Genomic DNA, 24,597 nt, shown 5'->3' with positions numbered 1-24,597 from the left:
TTTCAAAAAGTAATTCCTAGTAGTAATTGACCTAAAAAAAATAGCAATGAAAAATTTCGAAGTAGTAAGCACAGAAGATTTGAAAAACATTAAAGGTGGTATGTCTGATAAATCTATTCTTGACGATTGCCTGGTTTAATTGACCTTGCCCTATAGTAATCCAATATTTTCCAAAAAGTAATTCCCAGTAGTAATTGACCTAAAAAAAATAGCAATGAAAAATTTTGAAGTAGTAAGCACAGAAGATTTAAAAAACATTAAAGGTGGTATGTCTGACAAATCTATTCTTGACGATTGTCTTGTTTAATTAAATTTTTGTGGATGTAAAAAGTATTATTTATATTTACTATTCTCATCCAATTTAAAATGAACACATTCGAAGAATTAAACATTCAAGAATTAAATCATACCACAGGTGGTATGCAAGACAAGTCGATTTTAGATGACTGTCTTGTTTAAAAAATTCCCATAAACATATTTTCTTATAATCATCGTTAAGATGAAATGGTTAAGGTTTAGTAGTGTAGACCAAAAGCCAAACGAAACTCTATTATAGAGACTAAATTCATTTGCATGGAGAAACGTCCTACATATAAAGAATTGCAGAAACAGTTGAAAGAGGCACAAGCTCAGGTAAAAAAATCCGAGCAATTAAAAGATGCTTTTCTTGCCAACATGTCGCATGAAATTCGTACCCCAATGAATGCCATTGTAGGTGCATCAGAATTATTGCGAGACGATTCTCTTTCAAAGGACGAGCGAACTGAATTTACAAGAATACTGACATCGAGCAGTAAAGAACTTTTGGATTTGTTTAATCGAATCCTGGAACTTTCGCAATTAGAAAGTGGTGCCTTGGAATACAATGAATCCGAATTGGAGATTCATGAAATGTTATTAAAATTATATTCCGTTTTCGGGCAAAAAATATATCAATCTCAGAAAAATATAGTTTTAAATTTTACTGAAGATTTACGCGAAAATAAAATATTCACTGATTTTGAAAAACTAACTAAAGTTTTATCCTATCTATTGGATAATGCAGTGAAATTTACAGAAAAAGGAGAAATCGATTTTGGTTGTGCTATACAGGACAGACACAATATCTTATTCTACGTAAAAGATAATGGTCCTGGAATTAGTAAAGAGCAACAAGACAAAATATTTAAGAAATTTACCCAGGTTGATAATTCATACACAAGGGTCCATTCAGGAGCTGGTTTAGGATTGAGTTTATGTAAAGAGATTATCAACTTATTAGGAGGTAAATTGTATATAGATTCCAATATTGGTGAAGGATCAATTTTTTACTTCACAATTCCATTAAAATTCTCGGAATCGAATATTGTACTAAAAGAGAAAATTGAAGCTATTTTAAAACAAAATATAAACGAAATATATTCTTTGTCTAATACTAGAAAGAATATTGCTATTTAGGAAAATTACTAGGGATGTTAGAAAGGAGCTTGCTGGTCACAAGCTCCTTTTTCTATTTTGTACGAAATGATATTTCTTTAAAATTAAGTACTAAATCTAATAGTACCGAAAGAATTAAAAAGTTAAACTTTTGATCGGAATCTGTAAAAATTAATGCACAGGCAAAAGCCATAATTAATATCCCTAAAATCTTTAATAGTGAATTTAACTTAAATTCTTTAACACTATTCCAATTTAATGCAAAAACTCTATAAATCATATTTAACACTAAACCACCAGTTAGAAGAATTATTCCATGGGTTTCGGATTGAAGAATAAACAATGCTCCAACAATAATTAAAACAGTTGCTAGTGTGTATAATATGGGTAGTAATCTCTTCATTCTTTTTAAAATAACAATTCCGGATCTTTAAAATTATCTTTTCCAAGATGAGAATAAGCTAATGGAGTTACCTCTCTCCCTCTTGGAGTTCGTTTAATAAAACCTTCTTTTATTAAAAATGGCTCATAAACTTCTTCAATAGTTCCACTATCTTCACCAACTGCAGTTGCAATTGTAGAAATTCCAACCGGACCTCCATTAAATTTATCAATAACAGTATTTAAAATACGATTATCCATTTCATCTAATCCATGTTTATCAATATTCAAAGCTTCTAAGGAAAATCTGGTAATTTCCAGATCGATAGAACCATTTCCTTTTACCTGAGCAAAGTCACGAACTCTGCGCAATAAGGCATTAACAATTCTAGGAGTTCCTCTACTTCTTGAAGCTATTTCTCCTGCTGCTTCATGAGTTATTTCTACATTTAAAATTCCAGCACTTCGTTCAACAATTTTTGTTAAAACTGGTAAATCGTAGTATTCTAAATGGCAGTTAATTCCAAAACGTGCTCGTAAAGGTGATGTCAATAATCCGGATCTGGTTGTAGCTCCAATCAAAGTAAACGAATTTAACTCTAATTGAATTGAGCGCGCAGCGGGTCCCTTATCAATCATTATATCAATTTTGAAGTCTTCCATAGCTGAATATAAATACTCCTCTACAATTGGACTTAAACGATGAATTTCATCAATAAACAGAACATCGTTCTCTTCCAAATTAGTTAATAAGCCGGCAAGATCTCCTGGCTTATCCAAAACAGGACCTGAAGTAATTTTAAGACCCACACCTAATTCATTTGCCAAAATATTCGACAAAGTAGTTTTACCTAAACCAGGAGGTCCATGAAGCAAAACATGATCGAGAGCTTCTTCTCTCATTTTTGCAGCTTCAACAAAAATATTAAGATTTTCAACAATTTTCTTTTGTCCACGAAAATCTGAAAATTGAAGAGGTCTCAATTTATTATCAAATTCATTTTCCTTGTCAGAAAAACTATGACTTCTTATATCCAGGTTATCATCCATTCGGCAAAATTATAATTGAATTTTATTATTTGCATCAAAAGTTACACAAAAATAAATAAGCCGACATTATATAAATATCGGCAGCATTAAAACACTAGGAATTTTATATCGATTTTTACAAATCTAATTTTTCAAGAACCTTGAATAAGCTCTCTATTTCGAAAGGCTTTGATAAATGAGCATCCATACCACTCTCCAGACATTTTTCTTCGTTAGCGATCATTATATCGGCTGTGAGAGCTATAATTGGAATATGCATTCTTCCATCCTCGTAATCTCGAATACATTTTGTGGCTTCTATACCATCCATTTCAGGCATCATGATATCCATTAAAATAAAATCGTATTCACCTTCTCTATATTTCTCTACAGCTTCAATTCCATTATTGGCAACATCAATTAAATAACCAAATCGTTTAAGTGTAAATTTTACGACAGTTTGATTTAACTTATTGTCTTCAACTAAAAGGATAGAATAGTTTTTTGTTTCCCAACTCATGTTTATAGGTGTGGATTTTTCAATAGCATGCAAGATAACAAAATCATTACAAAATAAAGGTAATCTTCTTAACTATTCCAATCAATAGGTAAATATTAAATTTTGGCTTCTCATTCTTGTTATTAACACCTCTACTATTATTATTTCCTTTTTTTAAATTTCTAAAAAATAAGATTATTAATATATCCTGTTAATAGTGTTGGTAAGAGATTTCAAAATTAGTTGTAATTGATTCAAGAATGAGTCTAATAACAGGATATTAACAAGCATTGTTAATTTAGGGAGTTTGATTATTAGATGAATTTAAACCTTATTAACAAGTTGTTGGTAAGTGGAGATTGTGATAAAAACACCCTTAATTTATATTAACATGTTGTTGAAAACTCGTTTAAAGAATAGAATTGATAGGTGAAAAATAAAATTGTTTAGGCTGTAATATTTTCCTATACAAATAGGTTTTTCTTTTAAGCAAATAAAAGATTGGAAAATTTAATAAGGAAAAATCAACAGTATGTTAACTAAATGTGAACAATTCTGTTTATAACCTAGAATTGTCATTATAATATACTGATAATAAGCAAATCATATCTATTGAGATTCGTTGATAAGAGTGAAATATAATTGTAGTTTTAATTTATCGATCATTAAGAGATTTTTACTCAACCACCAATTAAAATTACTAGTTTTGTAAGTCAAAATATTAGTAGAATAACAAACATTTAATGCTAATCAGTTTCCGAAAAAATACAAAATGAAAAAGATTAAAGTTGCAATAGCATGTGATCATGCAGGTTTTCAATACAAGAATAAACTAGTCGAATTTCTATCTGAAAAAGGATATGAAGTAAAAGATTTTGGGACAAATTCTGAAGAAAGTATGGATTATCCAGATACGGCTCATCCGTTGGCATTGGCTGTTAATGATAACGAGTTTGATTTTGGGTTTACAATTTGTGGAAGTGGTAATGGAATTACAATGACTGCAAATAAGCATCAAAAAGTAAGAGCTGCTTTATGCTGGACTTCTGAAATTGCTGAATTGGCTCGTACGCATAATAATGCAAACGTATGTGGTATTCCGGCAAGATTTATTTCATATGATGAAGCTGAGGAAATAGCAGATATCTTTCTTAAAACAGAATTTGAAGGAGGAAGACATCAAAAAAGAATTGACAAAATTCCTTTATAATAGCCTGTTACAGACTATAAACAGAATCATAATAAATAAGGAATTAAAGAATAAAAGATGCGTAATTAGTAGTAATAATTACTATATTTGTCCTGATTGTTAGATAAATGTGAGAGTAAAATTAAATATTAAAGATGTTATCGAATACTTGTAAATATGCAATTCGTTCAGTGATTTATTTGTCGATAAATGCAAAGGATGGAAAAAAAATTGGAATTAAAAAGATCTCTGAAGAATTAGAGATTCCAACTCCCTTCTTAGGCAAAATTCTACAAAGCCTTGCTAGACAAAAATTACTTACTTCAACAAAGGGACCTCATGGTGGTTTTGGTATGGGGAAAGAACCTACGGAAATTACCTTAATGAATATTGTTGAAATTGTGGATGGTTTGGATATGTTTGAAAATTGTTTGATTGGCATGCGTCCGTGCAAATCAGGTTCTAGTAAACAACCTCCTTGTCCGGTTCATAATCAGTTTGGAAGTATCAGACAGCAAATTTATGACCTATTTAAAGGTAAAACAATAGGACAATTAATTTCAGAAATGGAAAGTTCTGATGAATACATCAGTTTATAATATTTTCTTTAGAAAAGATATTTTATTAAAAGGCTTGCTATCTAATAGCAGGTCTTTTTGTTTTTTAAGCCAAGGATATAAAATTATTGCAGTAATACCACCAAGAATATCTGCAAGTAAATCCATATAATCACCACTCCGGTTTACAAAATAATTTTGTTGCAAAAATTCAATAGCACCCCCATAAATTCCAATAAGTAGTATGGAGATAATCAGAATAGTAACTCTTTTTAATTTGGTTTGAATTCTAAATTCAGCCATTAGAAAAATGCCCATAATAAAGAACATTCCATAATGAACGATTTTATCGAAATGAGGAATTTGAATTGCATTTGTTTTTGGCAATTCATCGCCAGGAACCGCACAAAGTATAAATATTATAGCTGCCCAAATTATATTTCTCCAAAAAGGTTTAAATCTCATTTTAAATTTTGTTTATAGCAAAGTTAAAAAGCTAATTTAAGTTATCAAGTTTCTTTTTAGTTAATGATTTCAGCGAGACGTTTTTGATCAACTTATCAGAATTTCGTAAATTAAATTGTATTTGAAATTTTGTTAAATAAAAAAGTGAGATATGAAAATGTCAGCAGCTGAGATGATGAAATTACTAGGTGAAGAAAAAATAAATACCTGGTTCGATTTAGGTCTTTTTATTGATCGTTTTAAAGAGAGTAAACCAATTCCAGTTGTTGAATTTTCTGAATCTTTTTCAAATTTTAAAAGTGATTTAGTAAATAAGGGAATGGCTTTTATAACCTTCTATTTTTCGATAGATGGTGTGAGCATTGAGGTGGAAAAGTATGCCAAATCTTTTAGAGGAAATTTTGGTGATCATTTACCAATACATTATATAGCAGGAAAGTTTTATCCTGAAGCCTCAAAGATAATTGGCTCAAATGCTAATATTTTTACCATTGAAGAAATGCAATCTTTCGACGATTGGGATTTGTATAAAGATTTCTTTTTTACAAAACTGGAAAGAGGCAGTAAAGAATACAATGATTTGATTCTAAAATTTTGGAATCAGGTGTTACTTATTTGTAGTAAACTATCAAAATACATAGAAGATAATAATATTGGACTTTTGTATTTGATTAATGTTTGTTCTAATCCTGGTAATGTATCAAGTGCTTTGGCATGTGTTCTTGTATCGGAATTTATGGGAATTCCGGTAATAAATAATAATCATGATTTTTATTGGGAAGGCGGAAATTCTGAAGTTGAAAAAGAGGTAAAAGGATTAAAAAAAGGTCCTAGAGATTTCTTCTTTTTGAATTCTCATTTGGGAGAATTTTTTTCACAATTAGATGTTCTATTTCCATGGGAGTCTCGTTCCTGGATGAATGTTAATATAAATAGAAAACAATCGGAATATTTAATCAATATCAAAGGACACAACCCTGCAAATGTAACTGAAATTGGAACGGCCGTAGATAGCTCGGAATATTCAAATATCAACAAAAGAAAACAAATTGAGTCCATGTATCAAATGGAAAAAATGCTTAGTCGTTATCACGATGAAGCTCTCATTAGTTACTCGGTAAAGGATGTTTTAGACTACAAATTGGTTGATAGAAAAAATCCAGAACCCATTTATATTGGATATAAGACCAAAGCAATGCATAAATTCTTATCCGAGAATATTATTTTCCTTCAGCCAACTCGTGTTATATCAAGAAAGAGAATTGAATTGGGCTTCGACTTGATTCAAAAAATGCTTAAAGTTGATAGTTTAAAAGATAAAATTAGAGAATCTTCTGATTTTAAAATAACTGTTTTAATAACAGGACCAATTCCTTTGGGACAGTACGCATATTTTCAAAAATTATTAAAACGTTTTCAAGCATTACTAAATAGTATAGATAGAGAGTTTAGAAAAAGAGTGTATTTGGGTTTTCTTTTTAGTGAAGCAGATAAAGAAAGGTTTAAAAATCAATTTGAGAGTCCGATAGGAATACCAGAACTGTACAGCATATCTTCTTTAATATTATTACCATCGAAAACGGAAGGTAGAGGTTTACCTATTCTTGAAGCTGCAGCTGCAGGAGTACCAATTTTTTGCAGAAGATATCAACCAGAGAATGTTTATGCGGAGGTAATTGGCGAGCATTTACCAGAAAAGGATAGACTACAAGTGATTGAGTTTAGAGGAAGAACTATTTTAGATTCACATGTGAATGAGGTAATAGAAAAAGTGTTTTTTCCTCATATCCATCATCGAAGTGTGACACATAATAAAAGAGTATTAGAAAATAGATATAGTATAGCTTCGCTGAATTTAGGTATAGATAGAATAGTTAAGAAACTTTACTATCAGTTAAAACCAAATTCGAAAAGTTTAAAACTTGTAAGCGATGCGTTCGAAAGTTATCGGGATAAAGCTAATTACATTAATGATGATGTTAAAGCACTTTTGAAAACTGAAAATCGTCATTATTTGCCTGGTTACAGTCGATTGGGATTTATGCTTTATTTAAAATCTTTAATAGACCCAAGTTTTTTTAGAAGTGAAGAACAAAAAATTAGAGGAGGAACGTTCTATTTTGCTAAAAAACAAATTACCGATCATCCCGATACTGATAAAATGAGTATGGAAATGATTCATGAATTTTACAATGCTATTGATAATATATTTTCAGTTCGAAAAGGTGAAATTGATATCAGACATGATCATTCATTTACTTATCGTCATCGTAATAAAAATTACTATCCATTTCACGATTATACACATCAGGAATTGTCTGGAATGGTTAACCTTTTAAAATCAAAACTTCTTCCACCAGGTATTGGAAGAAAGGTAAGTGGAAGCTCGAGATTCTTTTTAGATAAAAATTTAGCACTTTCTCAGCTAACATCATCATCGGTGATTTCTATCGACGATAGAGAATTTTTGTTTAAAAGAATGAATTTGAATGTTCCAATGGCATATTTTCCTGGGAAATATATTAAATATGAGTTGGAGTATTTTATCTTAAACTCAATAAAGAATAGGTTAGGTATAGAAATGCACGAACCTGTTTCTATCAATGATATTAAAAGTAAAAACTTAGCCAAAGTTTATGTTTTTGCTCCCGATAAAGCTCTAACAAATTGGACAACTGCAACGGATATAAGAAAATTCTTTGAATCTGGTTTCGATCAGGAATTGAAACTTTTGTATGAGGAAAATATCCTTCAAATTGTGTCGATAAATTCTTTAACAGTGGGAATTCATATACCACAAATGGGAGAGAAGCCTTTATCTATTCTACGCTTAATAATGGAGAAGGAAGGATATTTAATTTCGAATAGAAGAAATGCTGCCTTCATGACTGATATTTTAAATATCGACCGTTTTCATATTGGTAAGGTAACAACCGAATTGGCAGCAAATATAATGGGAATACCGAATAATACAGGTTACATTCAATTCGTACCTGCCGGTGTTCGAACTACAATAGCTTATCCAACTCCAGTTCAAACTTCAAAAGATTTTTCTTTGTTATTGCATTCCGATCAGTTTAAATCTCTCTGTGATAAATTGGGAGAGAAAGAAGTTTACAGAATAATAAAAGAGGATGCAGAATTAAATGGTTCGCCTTTAAAAGAGGTTTTAGATAAACTATTAGCAAAAGATGCAATAAAATCTGATGTGGAGTATGCTAATGTTACAGGTAAATACAATGATGGTTTTCCGTGGAATGGTATTTTGGCTAAGGCAAATGTGAGTGATGATATAAAAGCATGGAATTTTGCAGCATTAAGCTCTATAAAAACTAAACGAGTAACCGATTTTGTAAAGGATTTTGAAAGTGAAAATTGTGTAAAAGCTAAAATTTCCTGGAATGGTGGATACATTTTAAATCCTGAATTAGTGGGAAAATTAGGCTTACCTGAATCATACATTGGATCTCCTCTAGGATTATTAATATCAAATGGAAAAACTTTAAGTGCGCCGCTTTTTAATAAGCCAGCTTTACTTATTTACAAATCAGGTAAATTGGATATTTCAAGAGTGAATTGTAGTACAGGAATCGATGTTGAACTAGAAAATCGTTTAATTCAATTTGAAGCTAAAAATTACAACAATTGGAATCCGAATCAAGTTTCCTATTTCGATTTAATGTATGATCATCAAGAAATAGTTGCCACAAATTGTATTATATACCGATTGGCTGGAACTACGATTAAGGAGATAATTGAAGATAAAAATTCAATTCAACAAATTCCTGTGGGCTTGACTTTGTGCATTCCAAAATCAGTAATTGAAAAACCAATTGCGAATTTAGGTGATGCTTTAAAAATATTTGTAAAAGGTTTAGATGATGTATTGCATGCAGTAGAGGCAGGACCAATGTTATTAGATAATGGCACTCAATGTTTGGATATGATAACGGAAGGTTGGAAGAAAGCAAATTCGATAAAAACACAGGCTGCGCGTTTGGATTTTACAGATATGAGAGGACCAAAAATTGCAGTTGGAATAGATGATAAAGGAGATTTGTTCGTTTTAACCGTTAATGGTAGAATTAGAGAATCGGTAGGTGCAACTCATTTTGATATGGCTGGTATTTTAGAAAAATACAAGATTAAAAAAGCGATGGGTTTTGATCCAGGAGGCAGTTCAACTATAGTGGTTAATGGAAAAACATTGAATATTTCGCCATACAATTCGAATTACGAAAGAAATATTTTTTCTCTTCCTCCCGAGCCAAGAGCTGTTTCAAATGTTATTATTGGATATAAAAAAGAGGAATAATAAAAAAGGCTGATTTCTTATTGAAATCAGCCTAACTATCTATAGATATTATTTTAGTATTTTTTTAAACTTCCCAGAAAGGAAATATCACTGGTAACTCGTGGATCACCTTTGTATTTTACAGAACCAATACCCGAAATACTTACTCGTAATTCTTCTTCAACGAATACTTTTCCACTACCAACACCACTTATGTCTATTGTTCCTTTTTTCGCTTTTAATGCAATTGCATTTACACTTCCAGCACCCGAAATATCAATATCAACTTCTTCACATTTACCAGCAAGCTTAATTGTAGAAGCACCGCTGTTATCTATTGATAAACGATTAGCCGATAATTCCAGATCCGCCGAGGACGCACCATTTATTTCTATATCAATTTTATCAAATCGCAGAATCTGGTCACTTTTTAATGAAATAGCACCATTGGCTTTTATTTTACTCAAGTGCTTAAAACCGATGTATAGTTTCAATTCTTTTGATTTGTAAATTGATTTTTCGTTAGAAATATACAAAACATTATTTTTCACTTTGCTGGTGATTATATCTAAAAGATTTTCATCTGCTACTATTCTAAGACTGTAATCATCATCTTGGGAAAGATAAATGGTATAAGCTCCATTAATTTTTATCGCATCAAAATTACTTACTTCTCGATCTTCAGATTTTACATTTCCATTCCCTTTTATCCCATCAGCATAAACAGGAATAGAGATCATAAAACTGAAAAAAAGAATAAGAGCAGGAGTAATTAGTTTTTTGAAATTTTTCATATGATAATATTTTAACAAAGTAACTTTTCGAGACTTTGGTTGATTAATATTGTTGTCTGCCTTAAAGACGAGAATCTATATTAATTGTTGCATCATAAATATTCTGATGATTGCATTCTATATTTCTTAGGATGATAATTGTGGAAAATAAGAGAAATGCTTCTACCTTGCAAAAAAATATAGAAATATGTCAGGAGTTTATTTTCATATCCCTTTTTGCAAGCAACTTTGTCATTATTGTGCGTTCCATAAAAGCATATCGCTACAGGCAACAAACGAAATGTTGAATTGTTTTAAAAAGGAACTTAAATTGCGGAAGGATTATTTGAATCAGAAATCGGTTTCTACAATTTATTTTGGAGGAGGAACACCCTCGGTTTATCAACCAGAACAAATTGAATTATTAATTGATGAAGTAGCAAAATATTGGAATATAGAGTCGGATGCAGAGATCACCATGGAAGCTAATCCTGATGATTTGAATCAATCCTACCTTGAAAAGTTATCAAAGTCATCAGTTAATCGTTTAAGTGTAGGAATACAATCTTTTCATGATGAAGATTTAATTCTTATGAACAGAAGACATACTGGAAAAGAGGCATTTAATGCTATTCGCAGAGCGCAGGATTTAGGTTTCGATAATATCTCTGTTGATCAGATATACGGTGTTCCCGGCTTAAGTATGGAGAAGTGGAAAGAGAATTTAGATTTGGTTTACGATTTAAATATCCAACATATTTCTTCTTACCATTTAATGTATGATCCGAATACAGTTTTTTCTAAAAAACTTGAAAAAGGACAGTTAACAGAATTGGATGAAGAGGAGAGTTTTGAACAATTTAAATATTTGATTGATTCTGCTCGTGAGAATGGTTTTATCCATTATGAAATATCTAATTTTTCTAAAGAAGGATTTATTTCCCGCCACAATTCCAGTTATTGGCAGCAAAAGCAATATTTGGGCATTGGACCATCGGCACATTCCTATAATCTGCAGGAAAGAGAATGGAATATTGCTCACAATTATAAATATATGAAGGCGATTGATGAAAAGGAAGATTTTTCGGAGAAGGAAAATTTAAGTTTTCACGATAGATTTAATGATTTTGTACTTACTTCTTTAAGAACATACTGGGGAATGAATTTGGATCAGGTTAAGGAATTGTTTGGTGAACAATTGCACCAACATTGTGTTAAGAAGGCAGAAAAATATATTCAATCCAATCATATTCGCAAAGAGAATAACTCCCTGATTCTTTGTGATGATGGTGTTTTCGTATCAAATGATATTATGTCTGATTTTTTCTGGATTGAAGAAGAATAGAATTACAATTGATTCCTTAATTAGGAATCATCTTAATAAAACCCGGTTTATGAATTTTTTTAAATATTTGATATTTGCATTATTAATTTGCCTAACGCAAGTTTCATATTCTCAAAATGATACAGTTCAGGTTTTGAGTCCGAAACAATTTAACAGAGTTGCCAAATTAAATAATAATGCTGTTGTTATTGATGTTCGATTGGAAAAGGATTTTAAGAAAGGACATATACAAGGAGCTTTGCTTGCCGATACATCAGAAAAATTATATCAGATTATCGACTCATTGGGAGGAAAGAAGACCTATTTACTTTACTGTAAATACGGAGAACGTAGCATAACTGCCGGCAAATTTATATATGAGAAATACAAAATTCATGTATGTTCTCTGGAGGATGGATTGGATTATTGGAAGGAATTAAAAATGAACATAGAAAAATAGTTGTTCTTGTTACTAATATTTGAGTCCATTTTTAATTCTAATAAACTGAATTTTTTCTCGTTCGATATGATTTTATATTTATGAAAAAGATTCACATTTTTATAAATAAGTCAATTTTGTGTCAATTTATTCTAGGATGAACAATTTGATAAAAAAGGCAAATTCTTAAGAATCTGCCTTTTTAAAGTGTTGTGAATTTTGATTATAATTCTGCTTCTCTCCAAGTCCAGCTCGAAATATCAACTTTTGTTCCTGAATTGTACGCTGAATTTACATCAGCATTAACTCCATCAATTTGAACATTCGATAAAGCACCATCATCTTTCATGTCTATATTTTTATCGTAACCTTCTAAATAGATATTTGTAATAGTAGCTCCAGATTCTTTTTTGAATTGTAATGCAGTTCCACCAACAGTAGAAATTGCCGTTACATTCATAAAATTTGGATTGTTATTAATTTTATCTCCTTCGAAAGCAGTTGAGAAACCTGCAATAGTATGAGAAATGTATGTATTGGTTACAGTTCCATTCCATCCTTCAGTCCAATCTACCGAATCATCTTCGTTATTTTCAAGATACAGATTACTTACAGAAACAGTTCCTCCGAAAAATTCAATACCATCATCCGAACCATTCAATACGGCAACATTTTCAATAGTAGTACCTGAGCCAACAGCATAAAGAGAAACACCATTGTATTGTGATTCAGAATTAATCTGTGCTCCAGTTCCTTTAATTACAAGGTATTCAATTGTTCCTGAGTTATCATCATTGGTTGATCCTCCATAAATAAAACCACCGACTTCAGCTTCCGAATTAGCACCTGCTGTAGTTGTTGCTTTGCCACAAATGGTTAATCCACCCCAATCTCCTGGTTGTCCCTGATCCGAAGAAATCACAACAGGATTGCTTGAAGTTCCATTTATATTAATTGTACCACCCATTAAAACAGCAATATAAACTTCGGTTCCACCTGCATCTGCATGAATTTTAGTGCCGGCAGGAATGGTTAAACTTGCACCATCTTGTACAATATACGAGCTTGTTAAGCGGTATGATTTAGTTGCATCTAATGTTATATCACTTGTTACATTTCCCGATAATTCTTCAACGACAGCAAGTTCAGCATCAACCCAAGTCCATCCCGAAGGATCAACAGTTGCTGCAGTATTGTAACTTTTTGTAGGATCTGCATTTTCACTTTCGATAATCACATTCGTTAACGGACCATCATCTTTCATATCAATGCTTTTAGCATATCCACTTAATGATAAGCCTGTAATAGTTGCACCAGATTCTTTCTTGAATTGCAAAGCAGTTCCGCCAGTAGTTGAAACTGCCGTAAGATTTACAATTTTTGGATTGTTGTTTACTTTATCACCTTCAACAACTGTAGAAAAATCTTGAATGGTATGCTCAACGTAAGCATTTGTAATTGTGCCGCTCCAACCTTCAGTCCAGTCAATAGCATCATCTTCGTTATTTTGCAAAAATAAGTTACTTACTGAAACTGTACCACCAAAAAATTCAACACCATCGTCAGCTCCATTAATAACTGCTACGTTTTGTACTGTTGTTCCTGAACCTACAGCATAAAAAGAAACTCCATTGTATTGAGATTCAGAGTTAATTTGGGCTCCTGTTCCTGTAATAACAAGGTTTTTGATTGTTCCAGAATTGTCAGTATCATCAGTTCCTCCATAAATGAATCCACCTACTTCAGCTTCCGAATTTGCACCAGCAGTAGTTGTAGCTTTACCACAAATGGTTAATCCACCCCAATCGCCAGCATTACCAGCTACCGAAGACATTACTACAGGATTACTTTCTGTACCTTGGATATCTATTTGTCCACCCATTAATACAGCAATGTAAACACCTGTTCCACCATTATTAGCAACAATTTCAGTTCCTGCAGGAATGCTTAGTTTCATTCCATCAGGTACAATAAAAGAACCTGACAGATCGTATTGAACTGAAGCCTTAAGTGTATAATTCTCAGTTAATGTTCCGTTCATTTCTCCACTTTCAAGTAATTGAATTACGCCTTCAACAGGTGTTGGAGTTGGATCATCATCATCGTCTGAGCAGCTTGAGAAAATTGGCATTGCCAAGATTGCAAGCCCTAAGATTTTAATCGTTAATTTTTTCATTTCAATTTCAATTTTGGAATATAAAAAGTTATTTAGTGTACTAATTCAAACTGATCTTAAGTCCTAAACTTAAGTTCATTCCTTTTTTATAAGATTTTACAATTTCATTTGTTGCTTCACCAGAACTTGGTTGAATTTTTTGTGTTTGTTCAATTTTAGGATTCAACAAATTCTTTCCTGAAAATTTTATGGAGAATCGATTGGATAATTTTTTACTTAGTGTTAGGTCAAGAGTCACAAATCCTTTTTCTATAATTTCATTATTGAAGAAGGTATCACTGTATGTTTTATCTTCTGGTGCCCCAAGAGCAAATATTTTATCAGAAGAATAGTTTCCTGTAAGTGTTGCGGAAAATTCTTTCTCTTTATTGGTAGTATAGTTTAAGGATCCGTTGAAAATAAAATCTGATGCTCCTTGCAGATCGGTTTCTGTTTTTTTATTGTATTGAAATTCTTCCAATAGATCCTGCTTGAACCATATTTTAGTAGCATTTAAAACCACACTTAATTCAGGCTTTTCGCTATTTTCTGGTTTAATAAGTGAAAACCTTGTTTCCAGCTCAAAACCATAAACATCAGCTTTATCACCTGTATTTTGGTAAATAAAATTACCTGAGGAACCTCTTGATAAAGCCAAATTTATAGGATCGTTAATTATTTTATAGAAAGCCGATACAGAGAACAATTGCTTTGCGCTTGGAAACATTTCCCACTTTACATCCAGGTTGTAATTTTCAGAATTTTTTAAATCAGGATTACCTTTAGTAACGCGTCCTGTTGGTGATACATATTCGAAAGGTGCCAACTCTTTAAATTCTGGTAGAGTTATGGTTTTACTTGCTGCAAAACGCAATGCACTTTTATCAGTTAACTGATATTTTAAATTGATCGCTGGCAGTATGTTATCATACTCATTTGAAAGATTGCCAATTCGTCCAACGTAATTGGCAACATCCCAATCAATGTCAAGCTTATTGTTTTCGAATCGTATACCAATAGTACCAGACAGTTTATTCAATTGAAAAATTGTATTTAAAAAGACAGAATATACGTCTAAATTGGCATTGTAAGTATCAGGTTTTCTTTCTCTGATAATTAAAGTATTGCTATTGTAAAGGCTCTGATCTAATAATGCCTGGTCTAAATTGTCAACTGAATTTACCTGAACACCTTTTGCTCTTATTCCAATAAAAAGAGAGTTAAAATCCCTTTCCTTCATTCTGAAATTGCCACCAAAGTTTAATTTTAATTTATTATCGGTTTTATCAATTAATGTTAATTCATCCTTCAGGTATCCGTTTATTTCCGAATCTTCGATATTTTGCTGGGATTTTCTTTGTTGGAAATCTCCTACGTGAGCAAATTGTATGGTATTCTCATCCAGAATATTTACCTCGTTGCGAATTCGGTTTGGTTCTTCTGCTTTTACCTTATTATAAGCAATTGCCCAATTTAATTTGTTTTGATCATTAATTGCATGTGATCCCAATAGTTGAGAAATTAATAAATTCGTTTCTTTTAAATTTTGATCTCTTACAAAAGCTCCTTCTTCCTGAGGATCCTGATCGAACACATATCCTTCACCGTTTCGTCCTTGTTCGTAAAGTTCATCGGAGGTTTTATGCACCCAAATTGTATTTAAATTGATATTGTGATTTGCATTAAAATCAAAATTCAAATTCAATAATCCAGTTGTGTTGATTTTCGTTTTAAAAGTTTCGGTATCGGTAAATGATTCATCTAAAACATTTGATCTGTATTTTTTGAATATACCATCAGAATATTCCGATTCATTTTCATGCGCAAGAGTGGCAAAAACAGATAAATCTTTCTTGAATAATATAAATTTCTTACCCGCCAGAATGGAAAATTCATATCCTATTGGGAAATTTCTTGTTTCAGTATTCCAACTTTGCAGATTGATTGCATTTAAAGTATTGTAAGGTTGATCGTAAAATCCTAGACTTAAATTTTTATGATTTTGTGTGCTTTTGAAATTATCGAACACTCCACTTTTTAAAACATTAGTATTGATTTTTGTAGATAAACCAATTGATATTTTATCGCTGTAGGTTTTAGAAACAATATCAACATTTCCGGAAGCTTGGTCAGCGTAACTTTCAGCTGAATAGGTTTTGTTAATGCTAATATTCTTAATTATGTCGGTTGAGAACATTTTCAAATCAATGTTCTTTTTGTCTACATCATCCGAGGGAATAGGTAATCCATTCATTGTAGTAGATAGATATCTGTCTCCTAAGCCTCTTACATATACATCTCCTGAACTTTCGTTTTTGGTAACTCCAGATATTTTCGAAGCAGCAGTAGCTGCATTCGAAACACCTTGAGATGCTAATTCTTGCGCTCCAATGGATTGTTTTATGCCAATTGATTTTTTCTGATCAATCAAAAGAACTACCTCAGATTCCCTATTGGCTTTCGCAATAACTTTTACATCATTTAAAGCAACGGTTGATTCCCCCATTATAAAATCAACAGTCATGCTATTATCTGTATTTATTTGAATGTTGTTTTTAGCCGATGTTTCGTATGAGATAAAGGAGCATTTTACAATTACTGTTCCTATCGGTACATTGGGAATAGTATAATTACCGTCAAAATCGGTTACCGTTCCAATGGTTGTTCCGTCGATATAAACTGAAGCTCCGATTAATGCTTCTCCGGTTTTTCCATCTTTAACATTTCCCGAAATGCTTCCATTTTGCGCATACAAACCGATTGAGAAAAGAGTTAGTACTAAAACTAATAAAGCTTGTTTTGTCATTTTTTAATTAATAAGTCAATACGATATTTACTTTCGAATTACAATGCGATTTTAAGAATGTAATGTGAGTAGAACGATAATTGAGTCTTAATTAAAAATTATCAAAAAACAGGCTGATGTTACTAGTAGGTTAAGAGTAAAAGCGAATGTTAAAATAATATGAAAAAGGTATTAATATGTTATGGAATTACACGATTTAAATTTGCATGGATGTTTTATTTATAAAGGTTTACACATTGTGAATTTCTTTAAAATGACAATAAGATTACAAAAAAATGACTAGAATTTTTTCCTTGAAAATTTCGTGTAATGATTGAAAATATAGATTGAATTATTTGTATTCAAATTTTAAAACGATTGTGAGTTCGGTTTAAAAATATTTCTTAAATGTTAAGAAAATATTAAGATTTAATGTATTGAATTACAATAAGATTAACGAAAAGTTAACTTCTATTTCAGAAATTATCCTACTTTTATTTAAATATTTGCTGCACGGAAAAAGATTGTAAAAATCACTGTTTTCTATCGCTTTAAGCAGATATGATTTCTACATTTTGAATAAGTATTAAAACAAATATGAAATTAATATCATCAACAAAAGTGAGTTTGTTCACCAGTCTGGCTGTAGTTGGAATGGTTCTACTGGCTTTTTTACTCGATCTGTTCTTCGAAAATAATAATTGGTATATAATATTATATGCTGTTTTTATAGGATGGGGAACATATGCAACAAGTAAGTATCTGTTAAACCGATTTTTGTATTCTAAGGTAAGGATGCTTTATAAAACAATTCATGATACTCAGCTTATTGATCAGGAATTGGGAGAAAGAGTTAAAACTGATGACATTTTAGCTGAAGCAGAAAAAGAAGTTCAGGTGTGGAGTGAGAATAGAGGATCTTTAGTAGCACAATTAAAAAAGCAGGAAAAATACAGAAAGGAATTTATTGGAAATGTATCGCATGAATTAAAAACTCCTATTTTTAACATACAAGGTTACATTTTAACTCTTCTTGATGGCGGATTAGAAGACGAATCAATAAACAGAAGTTATCTGGAAAGAACCGAGAAAAGTATCAATAGAATGATCACGATAGTAAAAGATTTGGAAGTGATTTCGAAGCTTGAATCGGGTGAGTTGAAATTGATATATGAGAGATTTAATATTATCGATTTAATTAATGAAGTGATTGAAATGCAGGAAATGCGTGCTAAGAAGAATCGTATTAAACTGATATTTAATCCAGCAAGCTCAGTACCTAAATTTGTGTATGCTGATAAAAAGGAAATTTTTCAGGTACTCAATAATTTAATTGTAAATTCAATTAAGTACGGTAGAGATCATGGCACCACTACTATTGAATTGATGAGTATGGACAATAAAGTTCTTGTTGAGATTAGGGATAATGGAATTGGTATAGAAACTGATAATTTACCTCGTATTTTTGAAAGATTTTTTAGGGTTGATAAAAGCAGATCAAGAAATATGGGAGGATCGGGATTAGGTTTGGCGATTGTCAAACACATTATCGATGCTCACAATCAAAGTATAAATGTAAGTAGCACCTACGGTGAAGGTACTAGTTTTACTTTCGCTCTCGATAAATCAAAATAATAAAAAACTAAACAACCAAAGCCGAATGGAAAATAGCAATTATAAAATTTTATTGGTAGACGATGAAGCTGATATTCTAGAATTTTTAAGTTACAACCTAAAAAAAGAAGGATTTCAAGTTTCGACTGCAGCTGATGGAAGAGAAGCAATTGAAAAAGCTAAAAAATTTCATCCGCATTTAATCATTCTAGATGTAATGATGCCGGAAATGGATGGAATTGAAACTTGTGAAAAGATTAGATCGCTTCCGGAATTTTCGGATGTATTGATTTCATTCTTAACTGCAAGAGGTGAAGATTATTCACAAATTGCGGGTTTCGAAGCTGGAGCAGACGATTATATCAATAAGCCTATAAAACCAAAAGTTTTTATCAGCCGTGTTAAGGCTTTATTAAAGCGCGCCGGTCGTATTTCGGGTGATAATTCAAGTGTATCCAATGGCTTAATTACCATCGGAAACATATCTATTGATAGAGAAAGATATTTGATCATACAAAATGGGAAAGAATTTTCCTTGCCAAGGAAGGAATTTGAATTGTTGATTCTTCTTGTATCTCGTCCACAAAAAGTTTTTACTCGCGATGAAATATATGCTGCCATTTGGGGCGAAAAGATTATTGTAGGAGATAGAACTATTGATGTTCACATTCGAAAATTAAGAGAGAAAATAGGCGATAAATTTATTCAAACTGTTAAAGGTGTTGGTTATAAATTTATTGATGCCGAGTAAATATTTTAAGCATAAGCTAATGTTGCAATGCTTACTTTGGCACTATCAGCTTGCAAAATTGCCTGGGCACATGCTTCTAAAGTTGATCCTGTAGTTACAACATCATCAACAAGGAGAATGTGCTTGTTGGCAAATTGATTAATATCCTTTAGTTTGAAAATATTATCTACATTTTGCCAACGTTCCAATTTGTTCTTTTTCGTTTGAGATTGTGTATGAACCGAGCGATATAAATTCTCTGCTTCAACTGGAACTTTTATACTAATTGCAATGCCATCTGCCACAACTTCTGCCTGGTTAAATCCTCTTATTTTTTTCTTTTTAGGATGTAAGGGTACAGGCACTACCAAATCAATATCTTTAAAATAATCTGATTTTTTTAATTGAATTCCCAAGTGCTTGCCTAATTCAATACCAATGTTTTGTTGGTTGTGATATTTTAATTTGTGGATTAGTTTCTGAAATTTACTCCCTTTGGCAAAAGTAAAATATGATGCTGCGTATTCTATTTTTACTCTTCCCCAAAAAAGAATAGAAACTGGGTTATTCTTTTCCAAATGAAAATTGGTGGTGGGTAAATCATATAAACATTTGGTGCAAATTGAAATTTCATTTTTGAACAAGTAATTTCCACATGCCTGACATAGCTTGGGATAAAATAGATTGACAAAATCATTCCACCATATTGCGCTGGTTCTTGAGATATTCACTTTATCAGATTTGTAATATTATCTAAATAAAAAGTTAACTGACACTTAAGGTTTTGATAAGCGTTCCCTAATCTGTATCAAATTAAACAGTCTTACTTTTGTTATGTACTCAAGAGGAAATAGAACCTCTTAGTATGAGAGAATTAATTGTTGATATCTAATTTAATGAAAAAAACGATTGGATGTCATACTAAATCAGTTAGATAAAGAATACTAAAACCGAAAATTTTAAGACAATGAAAAAGTTTGTTTTTCTTTTTATCGCACTACTAGCAATTGGCTTTGAGAGCCAGGCAATAAAAGTAGTTACGCCTGAGGGCGACAGAGAATTGGCGGCGGCGGAAGCTGCAGCAATTGAAACAACAAGCCTTACTGGTGTTGTTTTGGATACAGAAACAGGTGAAGCTTTAGCTGGTGTTGCAATTCGTTTCGAAGGATCTGAGGAAACTGTTTATACAGATTTTGATGGAAATTTTAAGATTACTAATATAGTTCCAGGTAACTACAATGTAATGTCGAGCTATATTTCTTATACCGACAATAAATTAAAGAATGTAAATGTAAGCGGAGTGAATAATGTAATCCGTTTGGTACTTAAAAAAGACTAATTAAGAGTAAATGATTAATAATTTTAAAGTAGTAGTTAGTCTTATACTGTGCCTTGTAGCATGTCATTCGTTCTCGCAGTCAATTGAGGAGATTGAAGGACTATATTACAATACATCTGGGGATTTATATACCGGTACATACACCGAGTTTTATGAGAGTGGAGCCAAAAGGATTGAAATGAATTTGGAAGAGGGAAAGCGTAATGGTAAGATTACTCTCTTTTTTGAGGATGAACAGACTCAGGAAATTCGATCTTATGTATCTGGTTTAATGGATGGAACATGGATTACATGGAATGATAAATCGATTAAAATTGCCGAAGCCAATTACAGACGGAATAAGAAGCATGGCAAATGGTACATTTGGGATGACAAGGGCGTAATGCGCTATGAAATGGAATACAGGGAAGGTAAAAAAGTCGGAACCTGGTTCATTTGGGATGCCAGCGGTAATTTAATAAAAGAACGAAAGTTTTAGTAAATTCAGATAATAAAAGTTGTCAAAAGTCGCTTAATTAAGTTTAGGCGGCTTTTTTATTTTAGTATTCGCAATGATAATGCACGATAGCCGTTATTTCTTAATAAATTTGTATTAGAATCGTTATTATTGCAAAATCAAATTTTATTATCGCTTAATCGATGAACTCACTTTCAGATATACTAAAAATTATAGGTAAACGAATAATTGAATTTGGTCCTTATTTGGTATCTGAGTTTTCTGGTTTTTTAAAGAGAAATAAATATGGTGTAATGGGAACCTTGGCATTTCATATGTTACTTCTTATCATTTTATTTTCCTTTAAATTGAATACCAGAAGAGAATATATTGAACCAGAAATTTTCATCGATATTCCTCTTGAAGTGGCAGAACAGATTCTTAAAGAGGAACAAGAGAAAATTGAAAAAGTTCTGGAAGAAAAAAATTTTGAAATAACTAAGAGTGTAGACGAACTTCTTCGATCAATTGCCGTAAACCAAAACGTTAAAAAATCAAATTCTGACCCGAAACAGAAGGTTGAGAATATGATAGACGAAATTCGTAAGAATTTGGATGAGTATGGATCTGATGAAGCTCCTGATGGAAGAAGTAATTCAGATGACTATAAATTGGATAGTATAAGCTTGGCTGAATCCAAAGAAAAACAGAGAGTTCTGGATTCATTGCAAAGTATTGAATATAGTGGTCCGAGTAGTGTTTATTACAGTTTAAAAGGGCGACATAAGATTTACTTACCAATTCCGGTTTTTAAATGCGAAGGTGAAGGTAAAATTGTGGTGCAAATTAGTGTAAATCAAAGTGGAAAAGTTGTTGATGCCAGAGTTTTAAAAAAGGAATCAGGCGTACAAGATGACTGTTTATTTGAAGCTGCAGTTGGAGCCTCATTTAAAACCAGATTTAACGTAAGTACATCGAGTCCAGCTGAACAGACTGGAAGTATCACTTACCACTTTGTAAAACAATAATCGTCTATCCATTCTCTATATCGTACTAATTCGGATTATGATTATTTACCGATTATGTATAAATTGGGCATTCGTTTTTTATCCTTGAAATTAAAATAATATGAGCTTTTTTTTAGCATCCAAACTTCGTAGAGCATCTAATACAGTTGCTATTGAGAAAAAGAGAGACGAACTTAGAAATGACTTTGAAGAATTTGAATTGTTTTTGAAATCGGAAGAGTTGAAGCATTTTAATGAATTAGAGATATATGTTTTATCTGATGAATTCAAAAGAAATCGAAAAAGTGTAGAGAGCAAAAGCTTTAAAAGAAGTGAATTGTATCAGGATGAAAAACAATTTAAGCGCTTCCAGAAATCTAAGAAATTCAAAATTTATTTTCGTTTAAAAGATTCTTCTGAATTGAGCACCTATGAGTTGGTTCAAAAATCTGAAGACTTACAGAGATTTGAAGAATTGGAGATGATTGTTAAATCATCAGGATTTAGTAAAAAGAAGCAAGCTGAAGAGTGGAAGGGATATAAAAGATTGAAATCATCTGCTCGTATTAAAGAGTATTTTAAGTTTAAAAAATCGAAAGCTTTTAGAATTTTTAATGAGCTTGATAATTCTTCTGATCTGAAAACATATTATCAGCTTGAAGAAAAAATTAGCTCGGAAGAATTTCAAAAAGAAAAGAATTTCCTGTTGGATAAAAAGCGATTTGAAAAAACGGATGATTTTCAAAAGCTGAAAGAATACGAGCAATTAAAATCAAGTGATAAGTTTGTAAAGTTCTTTAAATTAAAAGCTAAAAATCCTTTCGAGGAATTTAAAAAGTGGGATCTTACTTTTTCAGAAGAGTTTGATTCGGGTTCTTTAGACTCTTCAAAATGGATTACCCGTTACTATTGGGGAGATAAATTACTAGATAAGGGATATTCTTTAGAAGATGATTTACATGTGTTTACTGAAGGTGAAAATATTAAAGTTTCGGGAACCACAGCAGCTTTACAAGCTCGTAAAGAAAAGAAGGAAGGCTTAACCTGGAAATCAAATTTAGGTTTTGTTCCTGAACAATTTGATTATACTTCAGCGGTTCTGAATACAGGAAACTCATTTAAACAAAAGTATGGTAGATTTGAAGCTAAGATAAAGTTGAAGAATCACTCGCAAGTTCAAAATTCATTTTGGATGGTTGCAGATAAAAGTCTTCCGCATATTGATATTCTGAAAACAGCTAACGGAGGAAAATTAAACTCTGGAAACTTTTGGGGCAGTGAAGATGCTCCTCAAAAGAATCAATTCAAAATTAAGGGAGTAGATTTAAATAAAGGATATTTTATTTATACTCTTGATTGGAGTGCTAATGAACTGGAGTGGAAAATAAATGATGTCACCATTAAGAAACAAAATCAAGGAGTACCGCAAGACCCAATGTATTTAAATTTTTGTTTAGCAGTAAAAGAAGCCAGGAACGATTTGAATGCAGAAATGGAAATTGATTGGGTTAGATGTTACCAACGAAAATAAAAAAAAGTGCCGAAAGGCACTTTTTTAATTTAATGAGGTTCCTACATTAAAAACACTAAAGTAATTATCTATAGAGTCGGCAAGTTGCGTTTTTAAATCGTCTAATTCTTGTTTTTCCATCTCATCTTCATCCCAGTATGTCAGGATAATGTTCAGATAATCTTTTATCAGTTCAGGAGAAGTCTGAAGACCTAAATCTTTTCTGAGCAATACATTAAACTCGGCGAACCAAAGTAATGCAATTTTATGCTCATGTACTGTTCCTTCTACAAATGAACTGAGAGATTTAAATTCTAAAAATTTCCGGATGGTTAGTTCCGAAGCTAAATAGTAAAGTCGAGTTCCCAACTCCAAAAATTCTTTCTGAAGTCTTTTAAAATTGCTCTTGCTTTTCTTTTCACACAAAATCTTCATAAAAAATGCATTGATTCGAAGAAACTCCTCGCGCGTTTCGTCAGAAGCTGGAAGCGAATTCGTGGTTGAGTCCTTCACTTCAGATTCTGTAGCTGTTTCTTCCGAACTTGCAGATGCGTTTCTTTTTTCCTGTATCAGAAAAGAAATAATAAATGCCAGAGCAGATAAAATTAATATTTGCAGTATGATCGAGATGATTTCCATGGTTAAGGGTTTAGTG

The 24,597-nt window shown here is 31.7% G+C and carries 24 protein-coding genes; 15 read left to right on the top strand and 9 right to left on the bottom strand.

All coding sequences use genetic code 11. The annotated features are described in order from the left end of the window. Positions 1-46: 46 nt before the first annotated feature. The 4 genes from GCQ56_RS15895 (at position 47) to GCQ56_RS15880 (ending at position 1,437) form a co-directional block, all read left to right on the top strand. A complete protein-coding gene (locus GCQ56_RS15895; protein ID WP_152735522.1) occupies positions 47-139 on the top strand; it encodes a bacteriocin in 93 nt (30 codons plus the stop codon). 75 nt (positions 140-214) lie between these two features. Continuing rightward, the gene (locus GCQ56_RS15890) at positions 215-307 is read left to right on the top strand and encodes a bacteriocin (protein WP_152735522.1); all 93 of its coding nucleotides are present in this window, start codon (positions 215-217) and stop codon (positions 305-307) included. 59 nt (positions 308-366) lie between these two features. Further along, complete coding sequence (locus GCQ56_RS15885) at positions 367-459, top strand: bacteriocin (RefSeq protein WP_152735521.1); 93 nt, start codon at positions 367-369, stop codon at positions 457-459. A 114-nt stretch (positions 460-573) separates the two neighbouring features. Further along, positions 574-1,437, top strand: a complete 864-nt coding sequence (locus GCQ56_RS15880; RefSeq protein ID WP_152735520.1) for a sensor histidine kinase KdpD — start codon at positions 574-576, stop codon at positions 1,435-1,437. A 52-nt stretch (positions 1,438-1,489) separates the two neighbouring features. Here the strand turns inward: GCQ56_RS15880 and GCQ56_RS15875 are convergent, their stop codons facing one another. The 3 genes from GCQ56_RS15875 to GCQ56_RS15865 all read right to left on the bottom strand — a co-directional run bounded on the left by GCQ56_RS15875 (position 1,490) and on the right by GCQ56_RS15865 (position 3,346). After that, positions 1,490-1,819, bottom strand: coding sequence for a hypothetical protein (locus tag GCQ56_RS15875; protein ID WP_152735519.1), 330 nt, complete (start codon positions 1,817-1,819; stop codon positions 1,490-1,492). A 5-nt stretch (positions 1,820-1,824) separates the two neighbouring features. After that, a complete protein-coding gene (gene ruvB / locus GCQ56_RS15870; protein ID WP_152735518.1) occupies positions 1,825-2,847 on the bottom strand; it encodes a Holliday junction branch migration DNA helicase RuvB in 1,023 nt (340 codons plus the stop codon). A 115-nt stretch (positions 2,848-2,962) separates the two neighbouring features. Next, entirely contained in the window at positions 2,963-3,346 is a 384-nt protein-coding gene (locus GCQ56_RS15865; protein WP_152735517.1) for a response regulator, read from the bottom strand. 751 nt (positions 3,347-4,097) lie between these two features. On the opposite strand from GCQ56_RS15865, the gene rpiB reads away from it, so the two are divergent. Further along, positions 4,098-4,535 carry a ribose 5-phosphate isomerase B gene (rpiB, locus tag GCQ56_RS15860; RefSeq protein WP_152735516.1) on the top strand — a complete coding sequence of 146 codons (438 nt, stop codon included), beginning with the start codon at positions 4,098-4,100 and terminating at the stop codon, positions 4,533-4,535. 134 nt (positions 4,536-4,669) lie between these two features. Then, positions 4,670-5,113: an Rrf2 family transcriptional regulator gene (locus tag GCQ56_RS15855; protein ID WP_152735515.1), complete on the top strand. Its 444-nt coding sequence runs from the start codon at positions 4,670-4,672 to the stop codon at positions 5,111-5,113. Here GCQ56_RS15855 and GCQ56_RS15850 read toward each other — a convergent pair. Continuing rightward, the gene (locus GCQ56_RS15850) at positions 5,108-5,536 is read right to left on the bottom strand and encodes a VanZ family protein (protein WP_152735514.1); all 429 of its coding nucleotides are present in this window, start codon (positions 5,534-5,536) and stop codon (positions 5,108-5,110) included. The genes GCQ56_RS15855 and GCQ56_RS15850 overlap by 6 nt on opposite strands. A gap of 151 nt (positions 5,537-5,687) precedes the next feature. On the opposite strand from GCQ56_RS15850, the gene GCQ56_RS15845 reads away from it, so the two are divergent. Continuing rightward, the gene (locus GCQ56_RS15845; RefSeq protein WP_152735513.1) at positions 5,688-9,851 is read left to right on the top strand and encodes a phosphodiester glycosidase family protein; all 4,164 of its coding nucleotides are present in this window, start codon (positions 5,688-5,690) and stop codon (positions 9,849-9,851) included. A 53-nt stretch (positions 9,852-9,904) separates the two neighbouring features. Here the strand turns inward: GCQ56_RS15845 and GCQ56_RS15840 are convergent, their stop codons facing one another. Beyond that, a complete protein-coding gene (locus GCQ56_RS15840) occupies positions 9,905-10,624 on the bottom strand; it encodes a head GIN domain-containing protein (protein WP_152735512.1) in 720 nt (239 codons plus the stop codon). 187 nt (positions 10,625-10,811) lie between these two features. Between GCQ56_RS15840 and hemW the strand changes: the two genes are divergently transcribed. Together hemW and GCQ56_RS15830 are read left to right on the top strand one after the other, a co-directional pair. Continuing rightward, a complete protein-coding gene (gene hemW / locus GCQ56_RS15835) occupies positions 10,812-11,948 on the top strand; it encodes a radical SAM family heme chaperone HemW (RefSeq protein ID WP_152735511.1) in 1,137 nt (378 codons plus the stop codon). A 49-nt stretch (positions 11,949-11,997) separates the two neighbouring features. Then, the gene (locus GCQ56_RS15830; RefSeq protein ID WP_193323811.1) at positions 11,998-12,387 is read left to right on the top strand and encodes a rhodanese-like domain-containing protein; all 390 of its coding nucleotides are present in this window, start codon (positions 11,998-12,000) and stop codon (positions 12,385-12,387) included. A 202-nt stretch (positions 12,388-12,589) separates the two neighbouring features. Here GCQ56_RS15830 and GCQ56_RS15825 read toward each other — a convergent pair whose 3' ends face one another. Both GCQ56_RS15825 and GCQ56_RS15820 read right to left on the bottom strand, forming a co-directional pair. Then, positions 12,590-14,542 carry a hypothetical protein gene (locus GCQ56_RS15825; protein WP_152735509.1) on the bottom strand — a complete coding sequence of 651 codons (1,953 nt, stop codon included), beginning with the start codon at positions 14,540-14,542 and terminating at the stop codon, positions 12,590-12,592. 40 nt (positions 14,543-14,582) lie between these two features. Next, positions 14,583-17,327, bottom strand: coding sequence for a TonB-dependent receptor (locus GCQ56_RS15820; protein ID WP_152735508.1), 2,745 nt, complete (start codon positions 17,325-17,327; stop codon positions 14,583-14,585). 576 nt (positions 17,328-17,903) lie between these two features. Between GCQ56_RS15820 and GCQ56_RS15815 the strand changes: the two genes are divergently transcribed. Then, the gene (locus tag GCQ56_RS15815; protein WP_152735507.1) at positions 17,904-18,941 is read left to right on the top strand and encodes a cell wall metabolism sensor histidine kinase WalK; all 1,038 of its coding nucleotides are present in this window, start codon (positions 17,904-17,906) and stop codon (positions 18,939-18,941) included. A gap of 25 nt (positions 18,942-18,966) precedes the next feature. Continuing rightward, complete coding sequence (locus tag GCQ56_RS15810) at positions 18,967-19,671, top strand: response regulator transcription factor (RefSeq protein WP_152735506.1); 705 nt, start codon at positions 18,967-18,969, stop codon at positions 19,669-19,671. A 5-nt stretch (positions 19,672-19,676) separates the two neighbouring features. Here GCQ56_RS15810 and GCQ56_RS15805 read toward each other — a convergent pair whose 3' ends face one another. Next, positions 19,677-20,228 carry a ComF family protein gene (locus GCQ56_RS15805; RefSeq protein WP_227006089.1) on the bottom strand — a complete coding sequence of 184 codons (552 nt, stop codon included), beginning with the start codon at positions 20,226-20,228 and terminating at the stop codon, positions 19,677-19,679. Positions 20,229-20,617: 389 nt separating this feature from the next. Here GCQ56_RS15805 and GCQ56_RS15800 point away from each other — a divergent pair, with 389 nt between their 5' ends. The 4 genes from GCQ56_RS15800 (at position 20,618) to GCQ56_RS15785 (ending at position 23,963) form a co-directional block, all read left to right on the top strand. After that, positions 20,618-20,989, top strand: a complete 372-nt coding sequence (locus GCQ56_RS15800) for a carboxypeptidase-like regulatory domain-containing protein (RefSeq protein WP_152735505.1) — start codon at positions 20,618-20,620, stop codon at positions 20,987-20,989. 10 nt (positions 20,990-20,999) lie between these two features. Next, the gene (locus tag GCQ56_RS15795) at positions 21,000-21,467 is read left to right on the top strand and encodes a toxin-antitoxin system YwqK family antitoxin (protein ID WP_152735504.1); all 468 of its coding nucleotides are present in this window, start codon (positions 21,000-21,002) and stop codon (positions 21,465-21,467) included. A gap of 161 nt (positions 21,468-21,628) precedes the next feature. After that, positions 21,629-22,453 (top strand): energy transducer TonB, encoded by an 825-nt coding sequence (locus GCQ56_RS15790; protein ID WP_152735503.1) that lies wholly within the window; start codon positions 21,629-21,631, stop codon positions 22,451-22,453. Between the two features lie 100 nt (positions 22,454-22,553). After that, the gene (locus tag GCQ56_RS15785; RefSeq protein ID WP_152735502.1) at positions 22,554-23,963 is read left to right on the top strand and encodes a family 16 glycosylhydrolase; all 1,410 of its coding nucleotides are present in this window, start codon (positions 22,554-22,556) and stop codon (positions 23,961-23,963) included. Between the two features lie 24 nt (positions 23,964-23,987). Here GCQ56_RS15785 and GCQ56_RS15780 read toward each other — a convergent pair whose 3' ends face one another. Beyond that, positions 23,988-24,581, bottom strand: a complete 594-nt coding sequence (locus GCQ56_RS15780; RefSeq protein WP_152735501.1) for a hypothetical protein — start codon at positions 24,579-24,581, stop codon at positions 23,988-23,990. Positions 24,582-24,597 lie beyond the last annotated feature (16 nt).

This window comes from Marinifilum sp. N1E240 (assembly GCF_009295825.1).
Classification (GTDB): Bacteria; Bacteroidota; Bacteroidia; order Bacteroidales; family Marinifilaceae; genus Marinifilum_A; species Marinifilum_A sediminis.
Note: the sequence above shows the minus strand (reverse complement) of the source record. Positions and strands in the feature narration are given on the sequence as shown.